This window comes from Candidatus Phytoplasma gossypii, from assembly GCF_030586975.1.
GTDB classification, from domain to species: domain Bacteria; phylum Bacillota_I; class Bacilli_A; order Acholeplasmatales; family Acholeplasmataceae; genus Phytoplasma; species Phytoplasma citri.
The window spans coordinates 16,045-30,174 of record NZ_JAOSIT010000004.1 but is presented as its reverse complement, the minus strand read 5'-3'; the positions used below and the strand labels follow the sequence as shown (position 1 = coordinate 30,174).

Annotated in this window: 11 protein-coding genes and 1 pseudogene; 7 read left to right on the top strand and 5 right to left on the bottom strand. The window is 26.3% G+C overall.

Going from position 1 to position 14,130, the window contains the following annotated elements; all coding sequences use genetic code 11:
- Positions 1–310: 310 nt before the first annotated feature.
- Positions 311–1,678, top strand: coding sequence for a TldD/PmbA family protein (locus OC698_RS00600; protein WP_304512817.1), 1,368 nt, complete (start codon positions 311–313; stop codon positions 1,676–1,678).
- A gap of 14 nt (positions 1,679–1,692) precedes the next feature.
- Positions 1,693–3,018, top strand: coding sequence for a metallopeptidase TldD-related protein (locus OC698_RS00595; RefSeq protein WP_304512816.1), 1,326 nt, complete (start codon positions 1,693–1,695; stop codon positions 3,016–3,018).
- A gap of 89 nt (positions 3,019–3,107) precedes the next feature.
- Here OC698_RS00595 and OC698_RS00590 read toward each other — a convergent pair whose 3' ends face one another.
- The 5 genes from OC698_RS00590 to OC698_RS00570 all read right to left on the bottom strand — a co-directional run bounded on the left by OC698_RS00590 (position 3,108) and on the right by OC698_RS00570 (position 7,688).
- Positions 3,108–3,638 (bottom strand): hypothetical protein, encoded by a 531-nt coding sequence (locus OC698_RS00590; RefSeq protein WP_304512815.1) that lies wholly within the window; start codon positions 3,636–3,638, stop codon positions 3,108–3,110.
- Positions 3,639–3,704: 66 nt separating this feature from the next.
- Positions 3,705–4,832, bottom strand: coding sequence for a metal ABC transporter permease (locus OC698_RS00585; protein WP_304512814.1), 1,128 nt, complete (start codon positions 4,830–4,832; stop codon positions 3,705–3,707).
- Between the two features lie 3 nt (positions 4,833–4,835).
- Positions 4,836–5,888, bottom strand: a complete 1,053-nt coding sequence (locus OC698_RS00580) for a metal ABC transporter permease (protein ID WP_304512813.1) — start codon at positions 5,886–5,888, stop codon at positions 4,836–4,838.
- On the bottom strand, positions 5,885–6,637 hold the full coding sequence (locus tag OC698_RS00575) for a metal ABC transporter ATP-binding protein (protein ID WP_304512812.1): 753 nt from the start codon (positions 6,635–6,637) through the stop codon (positions 5,885–5,887). The genes OC698_RS00580 and OC698_RS00575 overlap by 4 nt, the downstream gene beginning before the upstream one ends.
- 1 nt (position 6,638) lies before the next feature.
- Positions 6,639–7,688 carry a metal ABC transporter solute-binding protein, Zn/Mn family gene (locus tag OC698_RS00570; RefSeq protein ID WP_304512811.1) on the bottom strand — a complete coding sequence of 350 codons (1,050 nt, stop codon included), beginning with the start codon at positions 7,686–7,688 and terminating at the stop codon, positions 6,639–6,641.
- A gap of 779 nt (positions 7,689–8,467) precedes the next feature.
- Between OC698_RS00570 and OC698_RS00565 the strand changes: the two genes are divergently transcribed.
- The 5 genes and pseudogenes from OC698_RS00565 to OC698_RS00540 all read left to right on the top strand — a co-directional run bounded on the left by OC698_RS00565 (position 8,468) and on the right by OC698_RS00540 (position 13,823).
- Positions 8,468–8,905: a hypothetical protein gene (locus OC698_RS00565; RefSeq protein WP_304512810.1), complete on the top strand. Its 438-nt coding sequence runs from the start codon at positions 8,468–8,470 to the stop codon at positions 8,903–8,905.
- Between the two features lie 954 nt (positions 8,906–9,859).
- Positions 9,860–9,997 (top strand): hypothetical protein, encoded by a 138-nt coding sequence (locus OC698_RS00560; RefSeq protein WP_304512809.1) that lies wholly within the window; start codon positions 9,860–9,862, stop codon positions 9,995–9,997.
- A gap of 270 nt (positions 9,998–10,267) precedes the next feature.
- Complete coding sequence (locus OC698_RS00555) at positions 10,268–10,429, top strand: hypothetical protein (protein ID WP_304512808.1); 162 nt, start codon at positions 10,268–10,270, stop codon at positions 10,427–10,429.
- A 342-nt stretch (positions 10,430–10,771) separates the two neighbouring features.
- The gene (locus OC698_RS00550) at positions 10,772–11,533 is read left to right on the top strand and encodes a Bax inhibitor-1/YccA family membrane protein (protein ID WP_304512807.1); all 762 of its coding nucleotides are present in this window, start codon (positions 10,772–10,774) and stop codon (positions 11,531–11,533) included.
- Between the two features lie 717 nt (positions 11,534–12,250).
- A pseudogene (locus OC698_RS00540) lies at positions 12,251–13,823 on the top strand (reverse transcriptase domain-containing protein).
- Positions 13,824–14,130 lie beyond the last annotated feature (307 nt).

Here is a 14,130-nt window from a genome sequence, read left to right as displayed (position 1 = left end):
AGGATTGATAAATTTTATAAACGCTATGGGGGCGCAAAAAAATCCTAAATTTTATGCTATTTAACCAATAGCCAGGGCGGATATAAATCCTGAAAGGAGATGGTCGGTTTGGCAAACGAAAGAATGTCTTTTAAATAAGTTACATTATGATCAAAGTTGAATGATGGGAAATTTGGTTTTCTGATTTAGATTCGAATTTCTTTGTAATAAATAATTTAATGATAAATTTATTTATTGAAACAGGAACAAATTATTGACACAAATTATCCCTATTATAAAATTTGGGTATATGAAAGAAGAAAATTATTGTATGTTAAATATCGAAGAAATTCAAAAGATTTTTAATTTATCTTTGGGAGAAGGAATTGATTTTGTTGAATTTTTTTTCGAAGATACTTTGTCTAACTTATGGAAAGTTATTGATCAAAATGTAGTAAGTTCTATAGAACATCATATTTATGGTTTAGGTATTCGATTATTAATTGATAATCAAGAAATTTATTTATATACTAATGAAATAATTTATCAACATATTGTAGATTTAATTTTGAAATATAAAAATTTATTAAAAAATAAAACTAAAGTTTTTTCTAAAAATTTTGATTTTGAACCAAATATCTCACAAAAAATTTGCGATGATATTACTTGGCAACAAAAAATTGATAAAATGCTATATTGTTCTCGTGTAATTCGTCAGACAGATACTCGAATAATTAAAAGTTTAGTGAATTTAGAAGATAAATTCCAAAAAGTTTGGATAGTGAATAGTCGAGGCATTTCTCGTTGTGATAATCGTTATTATGTTAATTTAAGTTTAACTTCTGTGGCTCAAAGTGATTCTAATATACAAGAATTTAGTAGAAGTTTTGGAAAAGGGTCTACTGGATTTTTTTTAAATTCTTTAAATTTACAAGAAATATCTCAACAAGTAGCAAAACAATCTGTTGAGATGTTATCGGCACAAGAAATTAAGGCTCAAATGATGACTGTTGTGATTAATAATGGTTCAGGCGGAGTTATTTTTCATGAAGCATGTGGACATTCTTTAGAAGCAACATCAGTTGCTAGAGGATTATCACCTTTTTCTAATAAAATTGGTAAAAAAATAGCTTCTTCTCTAGTGACCGCTGTGGATCATGGTTGTATATCTGGAGCTTGGGGGTCAACCAAAATTGATGATGAAGGTAATTTGACACAAAAAAATCTCTTAATTAGTAATGGTATTTTGAAGTCTTATTTAGTAGATATACGTAACGGTTATAAATTAAATATGCCGCCTACAGGTTCTGGTCGACGAGAATCTTATAAGTATCCGCCTACTTCGCGTATGAACTCTACTTATATCGCTGCGGGGCCTCACGATCCTGAACAAATTATTAGAGACACAGATTATGGTTTTTATGCTAAATATTTGGGAGGCGGAACTGTTGATCCCAATACAGGAGAATTTAATTTTATGGTTAATATTGGTTATTTAATTCAAAATGGTCAACTTACGACTCCTATTAAAGGTATGATGTTGATTGGCAAAGGACAAGATATTTTATTGAAAATTGATCGTGTTGGCAAAGATGTTCAATTAGCACAAGGTTATTGCGGATCTATTTCAGGAGATATTCCTGTAGATTTAGGGCAACCAACTATTCGTATAAAAAAAATGTTTGTTAGTGGCAGTTGATTAAAGGTGAAGATATGATTAATTACCAGAAATGGTTTCAAAAAAGTAAATTACAAGGTTTAGATGGATTAGAGATTGTAATATATGAAAAAAAAAAGTTTAATATTAATTTAGAAGATGGACATATAGAACAATTTACAGCTAATCATTTAACTAGTTATCTTATTTATGGTTTATTTAAAAATAAAAAAAATTCTATTTATTTGGAAAAAATAGATGATTTAAATGATGATGTTGTAATAGATAAAATTTTAAAGCGTTTAAAAGAAAAAATAAGTATTTTAAATTTTAATGAACAAGATTTTTTGTTTTCAGGATCTCCACAATATAATACTATTATAGAGGATAATTTTAATTTTGATTCAATACCTTACGATCATAAAATTAAATTATTGCAAAAATTTTATCAACAATTATTAGTTAGTCGTTATTTTACTAAAAAATGTAATTTAGTGTATAGTGAAATTTTTTGGTGTCAAAAAATAGTTAATTCTTTAGGATTAAAATTACAACAATGCAATAGTTATGCTTTATTAGAAGCTAATTGTATTTTTGGCAATAATCAAATTCAAGAAGAAGTTGATAAATCTTTTCCTGTTAAAAAATTCGAAGATTTTGAAATTTCTATGTATGTTAAAAATATATTAACATTAGGAGAAAACCAAATTGGTGCTCAAACTTTGCCATCTAAATTTTATCGTGTAGTTTTTTCGAATGAAGTTTTTTCGGAATTATTATCAAATTTTCAAAATGTTTTTAGCGCTTTATATGTTTATCGTAATTTAAGTAAATATCGACATAGTCAAGGTAAATTAGTGGCTAATCCTAAAGTAACTATTGTAGATGATCCTTTTATTTCGACAGCTTTTTTTAATCCGATTTTTGACGATGAAGGAGTCGCTTGTCGAGCTAAACATATTATTACTAAAGGAACTTTAAATAATTTTATTCATAATTTACAAACTGCTAAAATTTTTAATGTATTACCAGAAGGGAATAGTTTTAACGGTTCTATTTCTATGAGCAATTGTTATTTAAAATCAGGGAATAAATCTTTATCTGAATTATTATATGCCGTTAAGAATGGTATTTATGTTAATTCTATAGTAGGTTGTCATGCAGGTATAGATGAGATAAGTGGTTCATTTAGTTTGCAAGCTTCAGGTTTTTGTATTAAGAATGGTTTTATAAAAAATCCTTTTAATATGGTTGTTATTTCTGGTAATTTTTTTGATTTATTAAATAATATTCAAGATATTGCTAATGATTTTAAATTTCAAATTTCTGGATTTGGTAGTTCTAGTGTATATGTTGGTTTTTTAAATATATCAGGTAGTTAAAATTTTATATATTATATTTAAATAAAATAAAAAAAACTATTTATAGCTTTTTAAGGCTATAAATAGTTTTTTTATTTTAAGTTATTTTTTTATTTAGTGGTATTTGTTAAATCTGAGATAGCTTTCTGTACTTTTTGTGACATGTAAGTATTTGTAAGTAAACTTGTAATTGGATCTGAATAAGTAGGATCTGCTTTATCATCGATTAATTTTATGATTTTTGTTACATAATACGTTTGTATTTCATTAGGTAATATACTTTCGTAATATGTACTTGGTAAATCTGCATCACAATCAAACTTAGCGAATTTAGAAAAATCTGGATCACTGTAATCCCATTCTTGGATTCCAAAAGTGTCTTGTAACACTATAGTTAAGAAATCACTTAATGCTCCTTTAACTGCGGGTGATAATTTTTTACTATCTTTTATTATCAAATATTGAGTTAAAGATAAAACTTTTTCTTTTTTATCATTAGATGCGCGTGAAAATTGGTCGAAATATAAACCATCATCATAAGCTTTTATAGACATTTTGGCATTGTTTATAGTGAAAATGGTTAATAAACAAGCTAAACTAACTGAGAAGAATAAAATACTATTTTTTATAATTTTTAACAAAAAAATAGCCTCCTTTTTTAACTTTTAATTCTTCTAGTATTATTTTTATCTATGGACAATTTAATTTTAACATTTTTTATTTTTAAAGTAAAGAAAATTATTATCTTGTTGTTGTGATTTAATAAAATTTTTTCCAAAAGGACTAATTGTTATTTGATTATTTTTATTGTAAATAATATAGCTATTTTTGAAAGCTTGTTCTATACATTTGTTAAAAATTTTATTATTCCATTTTAAATCTTTTTGTATAATGGTTAATTGTTTTTTAAATGGTTGATTTTGATGATTTTCTAAATGAATTAATAAATTTAACATTAATAAATTTTTTTTCTGTTTATGATTTTGTATAATTGTCATTATTATACCTTTTCTTTTTTCACAAATTAAAACTAATAAGAAATGTATTAAGGTAATAATAGCTATTAAGCTAGCTATTGGTATATCCCATAAGATTCCTAAAAAGTATCCTAAATAAGTATTTATTAAACTGATCCATAAAGATAGCAAAAAACCAGACAATAAATTAGATGTTAAGAGAATAGCAGTCATAGCCGGCCCTATCATACAAGATATTACCATAATAGAACCAACAATATCAAAACAAACGACTACTGTTACAGAAACTAAAGTCATTAATAAGTAATTAATAATTATTGTAGAAAATCCTAATAATGCACATAAGCATGGGTCAAAAATAAAAATTTTAATTTCTTTAAAAAACAAAAAAATATAAATTATATTAATGATAAGAATTGGAAATATTTTATATATTTGTTTTATATGAATTAATTCTACATTTCCTAAAAATACTGCATCTGTATCTAAATGTACGTTACGTGTATAATTATTGATTATAATAATAGCTATGGAAAATAAAAAAGTTAAAATTATGTTAATAGCTCCGTCTGATGAAATTTGAGCATGTTTTTTTAGTATTTCTGTGAAAATAACAGTAATTAAACCGGTTAAAATAGCTCCTATAATTAATAATGGTGAATTTAAGTTTTTAGTTATTAAAAAAGCTAAAACGATACCTAATAATACTGTATGACTGATAGCATCTACTGTCATAGTCATTTTTTTTAAGACTAAAAAAATACCTAAACTAGCTAAAGCTAGGGAAGTTATGGTTAAGATTAAAAATACATCCCATTCAAATTTTGTAGCGATTTTATTTAAAAATTGTATTATCATTTATTAACATTCCTTATTGATTAATTTTTGAATAACTTTTTTACCTTTTGAAGTAATCATAATTTGTTTATTTATACAAATAAGATATTTTTGTTGAAATAAAAATTTTTCTAAATTAAGATCTTCGCCACATTTATTTTTTAAATAAATATTAATTAATGATTTGAATTTTTTAAGATTTTTGAGATATTTTTTTTGTTTTATATATTTTGTAATTAAACTTTTTTTTGGCGCTAATAAGAGTGTAGCTATGATTAAAATATCAGTAATTATGATAATAATAGGTCCTGTAGGCATATTGGGTATTTGGTAACTAATAAAAATACCTATTAAGCTTACGATAGCAGTTATTATAGCCGATAAAATAGCGTTAATATTAAGTTTATTGCTAAATTTTAGAGAAATGATTCCCGGTAAAGTTATAAATGAACTAGTTAAAACAACCCCCATTAATTTCAAACTAATTATAATAATACTTATTAACAATATATTTAAAATAAAATTGATTAATTTAATATTAAAGCCAATACTACGGGTAAAGATCGGATCAAAGATAAATATTTTGAATTCTTTCCATAAAATTATAATAATTATGCTAGTAACAATAGTAACTATTGTTATATAAATGACATTATTATAAGAAATAAGAGCTATTTGTCCTAATATAAATTTTTCTAAAACAGCAATTTTATTATTGGCAGATATTTTTTGAGCTAGAGATATTAAAATATTACCTAATCCGAATAAAGAGGATAAAATTAGTGATAAAATTGCATCTATTGGCAAGCTAGAATATTTTTTGATTAATTCTATTAATCCTATAGCCATTATTGAAGATATAAAAGCGCCTATCCACAAAACCCATTCATTTGTTTTTTGAGTCATCAAATACATTACTACAATTCCAGGCAAAATAGTGTGTGCAATAGTGTCACCTAGTAAACATTGTTTGCGAAAAATCATAATAATACCTATGATTCCTGAAGCACAACCCAATAAAGAAGCACCTGTCAAAAGCTTGATATTGGTATAGTTCCAAAACGTTGTAATATTCATAATATTTTTGCTATTTTCCGTCCTTTCGAAGTATTTCGAAAAGTTTTATTTATATTATCTAATGTAAAACATTTTATAGTTTCGCCACTTGCTATTTTATATAAATTAAGCAAAATAATATGATCAAAATATTGTTCAACTGTTGTTAAATCGTGGTGTATTGCGATAATCGTTTTACCTTCTTTTTTTAATTTTTGTAAAATGGAAATGATTTTTTTTTCGGTTTGTATATCGATTCCTTGTAGAGGTTCATCTAATAAATAAATTTCTCCTTGTTGTGCTAATGATCTAGCTAAAAAAACTCTTTGTTGTTGACCTCCCGATAATTCTGAAATTTGACGGTTTTGGAAAGATAACATATCTACTTCTTTTAAAGCTTGTTTAGCAATATTTTTATCTTTTTCGGTTGGCCTTTTGAACCATCCTAGATGTCCATATCTTCCCATTAACACTATATCTAGAACTGTTGTAGGAAAATTCCAGTAAGCTTCATTTCTTTGCGGAACATAAACTATTTTTTTTTGTAGATGTTTATATGGTTTGCCAAAAAATAAAATTTCTCCTGAGAGCTTTGGAATTAATTCTATTATAGTTTTTATTAAAGTTGATTTACCAGCTCCGTTAGGGCCTAATATAGCAGTAAAAGATCCTTTTTTAATTTCTAAATCTATATCCCATAGAACAGGTTTTTGATATTGATAAGAAACAGTTAAATCTTTTATTTGAATTGCTATTTCTGACATTTTCATTTTATGTTAACTCCTGACTAATAATATCGATATTATGTAAAAAAGCTCCTATATAACTGGATATTTTAAAATATTGATTTGTTTCTGGCAATTGTTTATAATTTGAATCTTCTTGGGTACCTAATGAATCAGAATATAATTCTTGGTCACTAATTTTTATTTTAAAAACAGGTTTACGATTGGTTACTGCTTCTATTAAACTATCGAGATAATTGTGCGGGACCGATGATTCTATAAAGATAGCTTTAACTTTGTATTGTATTATAATGTCAGCTATTTTTTCGATATCACGAGGAGAAGTTTCAGTTTGTGTTGATATGCCTTGTATGGAATATAATCCTTTAAATTTATTTTCTTTAGCTAAGTAAGAAAAAGCATCATGAGCTGTAATAAGTATAATATCTTTATTTTCGAATTTTTTTTTAGTATTTTCTTTTAAAGAATTTAATTGTTTCATATATAAATTAAAGTTGTTTTCTAGTAATTCTCGATCTTGTGATTTAGATAATTTGGATTTTAATTTTTCTTTTAAATTTTTTAATACTTGTTGCCATAATTCAATACTAAACCAAATATGAGGATCCTTTTGGTTTGTTGTTTCATCTATAATTAATTGATCATCTTTAATAGCTTGAGAAGCATACCATATGTTAGATTTAGGAGCGATTAAAGGAAAGGAATCTATCATTTTAGATTCTAAGTGTAATCCGTTAGTTATAATTAAATCAGCTTTTTTTATAGCTATTCTGTCGGATTGTTTCATTTTATAATTGTGAGGATCTACTCCTGGTCCCATTAAAACATAAGTTTTAATATTTTCGATTTTTTGATATTTTTTATCTGATGGATTTTCTTTTTCATCTACATTTCCTATTAAATGATTAACTAAATCATCTAATAAATTAGTTGTAGAAGTAATAATTATTTCTTCATCTATATTTTTATTAGGATAAACTGAAATTGAGTAAAAAACAATATAACTGGTTATTATAGTTATGAAAAACATAAATATAAACCAAATACGATTATTTTTAGGTAAAAAATTTTTCATTTTTAATCTGAACCTAAATTTAATTTTTAAATTTAATAAACCTTTCTAAATTTGATTATTAATTTTGTATTACAAAATTTATATTTAATTTAAGTTAATTTTTATTTATATTATTAATTTTTTAGATATTTTCATTGTAATTATTAATTCTAAATCTATTAAATTTTTAAAAAAATGATTTTGGTTATATCAATTTTATATTACTTATTTATTTAAAATAAAATATTAAAATATCCGTTTATACTATTATAGTTATTGTGAATTAAAAATAAAACTATAACATTTTTTTAAAGTAATTCTAACACATATCTATGTTAATGTCAAATTTCATTATATTATATCCAGAAATAATTACTTTTTGTGAATCTATAAGGGAATTATCATTTTTCAATTTTGGAGTTATTTTTGAAAATTATTAGACTGTAAATATGGTATAATTTAGTTGTTCTATAATTTATAATTTTTATGTAATATTTGGAGAAAATTCTTTTAAATTATTCTAATAAATTTTTATTTAAAATGAATAACTTGGTAATTTTATTATAATTTTTGAAAAAAATAAAAATGTTTTTTTCCAAATTTTCTTAAAAAATTTCATGTTATAATTAAAATATCTCATTTATACAATAATATTTTGGGAAAAAATGATTATTTTTTCGTTTTTATGTTTGTTTGTTTAATTAAAAATATTGTTAATAGATAAGAGGTTAAAAAATGATTTTAAAATCTAAAAAAATAAATCATTTTTCTGGTTTTATAGTGGTTTTATTAATTGTTTTTTGTTTTTTGCTATAATTTCTGTTATCAATTTTGTATCTAAATTGTATTATGCTAAAAAAAATTTACTAAACAAATCTTGGAATGAATCATATTTATCTAAACATATTGATGAATCTCAAGAAAATCTTGATAAATCTGATGAACCTTTAGATAAAAATTTTAAAAACTTGAATAAAGTAAATGAATCATCTATTTTAATTAGAAAAATTAATGGAATTGATATTGAATTTAAGTTTTTAGGTTATGTTAATGAAATAGATGCGAAAGGTAATACTAATATTATGTATGAGGATGTTGATAAAAATTTTAGGCTTAATTGTTATGTTAATGTTAAGACTGGTCAAGAATTAGAAGAAAGTTTATATCAAAATTTACCTCAAGAAAATAAATGGAAATTATTGAAAATCGAATATTTCCCTGTTCAAAAAAATATTTAGTTTAAAACAGATTATAAGATTTTAGAAATTTAAAGATCAATTATATAATTTTTGGCTATTTTTTTTAAAATGGCCTTTTTTCATTTGAGACAGATTAAATTGTATTTGTATAAATTATTTATAAATAAGTTTGTTAATATTTCAAAAAAACAATTAATTTCTTATGAATTTAAAAATAATATAAATTTTATGGAAATTATTGATTTATAATTATAAAGGATAAAATATTTTAAATTTAAAGAATATTTATCAAAATCGATTGGGCGCCAAAGAGGCCTAATTTTCGTGCTATCTAATCAATAGCCAGAGCCGAAAAACTCTGAAAGGAGATGGTCGGTTTGGCAAACGAAAGGATGTCAAATTATAGTAGACAGACCATAAAAGCAGGGTCGCGACGAAAGCAAATTAGTCAAGAAGACTCTGCCACCGAATAATTCTATGGAGAAACCTGCAATAGCCCAAGAAGGAAAACCGAGGTAATGACAAAATCTGTTTCGGAAGTTGCTTAAACGGACAGTCCAGAGTTTACTAATATATATAGCAAATATTAAGTAGTTTATCAGAAAAAAAGAAACCTGGAATCAGCCTCCTAAAAGAGGATACTTCCCTTAAAGAATTAAGGTAGAAATTTAGCGTAACTTGGAGAATCCTAAAACTAAGTAAGTAAATTTACTAATCCAGAAATAAAAGCCTGGATAGTCAAGGATAAAGAATCTTTTTAGTAGTCGTAAGGGTAAAAATTCGGAATAATTTAGTTAATCAGCTTACCAAAAAGAGAGTTAATGACTCTTATAGGGCGAAAGAAGAAAGTAATTTACTATTTATTCGATGGTATCTAGGAAGGGGTTGATATACTATGTCAACAACGGTTTCATTAGAAACTAAACTTTCGCGAACATTGGATAAAATTCAATATCGTTCATCAAATGGCTACTCTATTATATCGACCTTAAAATGGCTGAACTGATAAAAAAAGGAAAGCCAATTAGGAAGGATAATCCCGAATATCAGAAAGCATGGTTTAAAAATAATAAGAAAATAATAAGAACCTATAAAAAATTGTCCGAGGAATCATCCAATACTTTTGTCTAGCTAATAATCTAAAAATTTAACCTATTTAAATTATCTAGCTGAAGATAGCTGTTTGAAAATACCGGCAAGGAAACGAAAAACGTCAGTTACCAGAGTTCGAAAGAATTTTAACACAGGCTTAACTTGGGCTATCCCTTATATTAACAAGGGGAAAACCAAGTATGAATGATGGATCCGTTTACTCTTGGGATATAATAAAGAAAATGCGTAACTATAAAAATTACCATCAACAAATATATATTCCGAAGTTGTACGAATCTAACTGACCGTTTGAAAGCAGAACGTTGTGAGAACTTTGATAGAACAACCCAACTTCAAATTCATCATGTTGGGGTGATTCGCAAGGCTAATCGCCAAAGGATCATGAATAAAAGAAAAAAAGTATTATGTAAAGTTTGTCATCGTAAATATAATCGACCAACAAATACATGATATTAGAAAAATAAGAACGATAAGAATAAATAGCTAATCAACCGTGAGGGGAAATTAGTTCTCGAAAGAGAGCAAATTAGGGAAAACGGTGTGCTCGGAAACTTGCTCGCACCGTTGGACGGGGGCTAATTGTAAATAAAACAGCAAATACAAATCGCTTAATGAAACGTTAATTAATCTATCCGTATAATTAAAAATAAATAGTTAATTATTTAAATTTAATTCATTGTTATTTATTGTTAATTTTTTTTGATTTTGTTATTATTATACTTAAGAGTTATTTTTTTTACACTAATTAATTATAAAAGAATAAATAGAAAGGGTTTTTAAGTATTTATTAAAATGATTAAACGAGATAAAAATTTTATTTTAACCAATATTATTAATGTTTCTAAAACTCAAATGAAAAATAATTATTTTACAAATGATTATTCTAATAGATTAGGTATTGTTATTAAAACTTTGTTTTTGCTTATGATTAGTTTATGTAGTGGTCTATCGTATTTTTATTTTTTATCTATTTTTTCAGTACCTATTCAGTTAAATTTGTCTTTTGTGTCTTTATTATCTGCTTTTAGTATAAGTTTGGGTTTGGCTTTTTATAGTGGTTTTTTTAAATATAAAAGTTTGAAAAAAGTTTCTATTTTATATGCCTTATTTCAAGGAATATTTATGGGTAGCTTTTTTAGTGTAGTAAATATTAATTATTCGGGTTTATTATATATTTTGGCATTTGCTTTAATATGTGTTTGTGTTTTGTTTGTGTTTATGAATCTTTTATATTCTTTAGGAGTTGTAAAAGTTAATTATAAATTAAAATTTTTTCTAATTATATTAATTATCTTGTTAATGTTTTTGGCAAGTATAAATGTTTTTATACAAAGTAGTTTTTTAGGATTCGTAATTTCTATTGTTAGCATTTTTATTGGTTCTTTAGAATTGTCTAGAAATTTTGCTGCAGTAGAATGTTTAATTCAAAAACGTTTAGATAAAAAGTATGAGTGGGCTTTGGCTTTTTCTTTTCACATAATTTTAATTAATTTATTTCTAGATTTTGTTATTTTGTTATTGAGATTTATCAATTATCAAGAAAATAAAAGATAAATTATTTAATGATTAATAATAAATATTAAAAAGTTAATAAATAATTCAATTTATATCCAAGTTAAGAATAGTTTTTTAAATGAAAAATTCGAAAAAGATAGTATTTTAAAAAAGTGGGTTATGACGAGGTTAGTTCAAAGAATAATATTATTGAAGGATTTATAAGGATAAATTTTAGAAGTCTTAAGAAGAAGGAGTGGCTTCATTTAAGAAATTAAAGTTGATTTTTTAGAGTAACAAGGATAATAATCATAGACGCTATTAAAAATCTTAAAAATTAAACAATAATATTGTGAACACATCAATAGCCATTGCTTGCTTAGGATTGGGCGCCAAAGAGGCCTAAATTTCGTGCTATCTAACCAATAGCCAGGGCTGATAAACTCTAAAAAGAGATGGTCGGTCTAACAAACGAAAGAATGTCAGATTAAAGCAGACCATAAAAGCAGATTGCGACGAAAGCGAATTAGTCAAAATGACCCCCGCCACCGAATAATTCGATGGAGAATCCTAAAACTAAGTAAGTAAATTTACTAATCCAGAAATAAAAGCCTGGATAGTCAAGGATAAAGAATCTTTTTAGTAGTCGTAAGGGTAAAAATTTGGAATAATTTAGTCAATCGTCTTACCAAGAAGAGAGTTAATGACTCTTATAGGGCGAAAGAAGAAAGTAATTTACTATTTATTCAATGGTATCTAGGAAGGGGTTGATATATTATGTCAACAACGGTTTTATCAGAAACTAAACTTTCACGAACATTGGATAAAATTCAATATCGTTCATCAAATGGTTACTCTTTAAAAAGAGAACTCCAGCAGGGAATGAATAACTTTTATAACACGTTAACATCATTTAATAAAATTGCTGCTAACAAAGGAGTGGGCACACCCGGAATTGACAATGAAACCATTTATGGGATTAATCTAGAGAAAATAGAAAGATACCATCAGGAATATGTCAATAATGGTTACAACCCGAAACCAGTTAAAAGAATTCTCATCCCTAGTGATAATAAAGGAACCAGACCCTTGGGGTTACCTACCATCAAAGATCGGCTGATACAAAAATGCCTTAGCTCCCTATTTTGAAAATATCTTTTCAGCATGGAGCTTTGGGTTTAGAACCAACAAATCCTGTCATGACGCCATCAAACGCGTCAAACAAAGATTTAAAGGGATTGACTATATTATCAAAATTGACTTAAAAGGCTACTTTGATACCATCAATCATGAAATTATCATGAGAACCCTAAATCGGTTCATCAAAAAGAGTAAAGTTCTCTCAACCATTAACAAATGGCTAAGAGCTGGTTTCATAAAGGATGGCATCAAATACGAATCTTTATCAGGCTCTCCTCAAGGAGGAATTATTCCCCCCTTGCTGGCGAATGTATATTTACATGACATTGACCTGAAAATGGAGGAACTGATTAAAGAAGGAAAGCCAACTCGGAAAAATAACCCCCAGAATATGGCAAAGCATGGCTTAAAAAACCAGCACCATCAACTGGGGATTGACAGAGAGATAAAACAAAATCCAAAGCCAAGAGTTGAAACAAAATTTTTATCCTACATGATCAAAGTAAAACCAACCAATAAAACTCGTACAAGGAAATCCGCAAAGAATTTCTTAAACGGCCAAGTTCAAATCCAAATTTCCAAAGCAAAAGCCAAAGAATACGGACATGAATATAATTGGATAAAAGAGGGAAAGGTGAAACACGACAAAATACTAGCGGATAGAGACGAATTAGAAATAATCCGGACCTATAAAACAATTGTTAGAGGAATTATCCAATACTTTTGTTTAGCTAACAATCTCGGTGTTTTAACCCGCCTAAATTATCTAGCAGAATATAGCTGTTTGAAAACGCTGGTAAGGAAACGAAGAACGTCGATTGCCAGAGTTCGAAAGAAATTCAATAAAGGTTCAACTTGGGGTATCTCCTATATTAATAAGGGAAAGACTCAATACGAACCATGGGACGTTTACTCCTGGGATAAAATTAAAAAAATGCGTAACTATAAGGGAAATCCGGATATTACCATTAATAGATTCATATTCCGAGGTCGCACACACCTAACTGACCGTTTGAAAGCGGAACGTTGTGAGAACTGCAATAAAACAACCCAACTTCAGATTCATCACATTGGGACAGTTCGCAATGCGAACCACCAAAGTATCATGAATAAAAGTACCAAGGTATTGTGTAAAGACTGTCATCGCAAGATAACCAATCAACAAACACATGATATTAAAAGAATAAGGACGATAAGAATAAATAGCTAATCAACCGCGAGGGGAAATTAGTTCTTGAGAGAGAGTAAATTATGGAAAGCCGGATGCTGGGAAACTTGCTTGTCCGGTTTGGACGGGGGCTATTGTAAATAAAACAACAAATACAAATCGCTAATAAAACGCAATTAATCTATCCGTATATGATAGTTATTCTTTGAAAGAATGTAAATTATGGCAATTCGGATAAAAGGAAAGTTATTTGTTCTGTTTGGATAGTGATGATTATTGATAACAGATATCAGTAGTAAAATAAATTTTAATATGAAAACATAAATAATTTCTACATATTATAAACAAT

Excerpts from the sequence above, each read along its gene's own strand:
- OC698_RS00575 (WP_304512812.1), bottom strand. The coding sequence starts at position 6,637 with ATGAAAATGTCAGAAATAGCAATTCAAATAAAAGATTTAACTGTTTCT.
- OC698_RS00595 (WP_304512816.1), top strand. The coding sequence starts at position 1,693 with ATGATTAATTACCAGAAATGGTTTCAAAAAAGTAAATTACAAGGTTTA.
- OC698_RS00570 (WP_304512811.1), bottom strand. The coding sequence starts at position 7,688 with ATGAAAAATTTTTTACCTAAAAATAATCGTATTTGGTTTATATTTATG.
- OC698_RS00550 (WP_304512807.1), top strand. The coding sequence starts at position 10,772 with ATGATTAAACGAGATAAAAATTTTATTTTAACCAATATTATTAATGTT.
- OC698_RS00580 (WP_304512813.1), bottom strand. The coding sequence starts at position 5,888 with ATGAATATTACAACGTTTTGGAACTATACCAATATCAAGCTTTTGACA.
- OC698_RS00600 (WP_304512817.1), top strand. The coding sequence starts at position 311 with ATGTTAAATATCGAAGAAATTCAAAAGATTTTTAATTTATCTTTGGGA.
- OC698_RS00560 (WP_304512809.1), top strand. The coding sequence starts at position 9,860 with ATGGCTGAACTGATAAAAAAAGGAAAGCCAATTAGGAAGGATAATCCC.
- OC698_RS00585 (WP_304512814.1), bottom strand. The coding sequence starts at position 4,832 with ATGATAATACAATTTTTAAATAAAATCGCTACAAAATTTGAATGGGAT.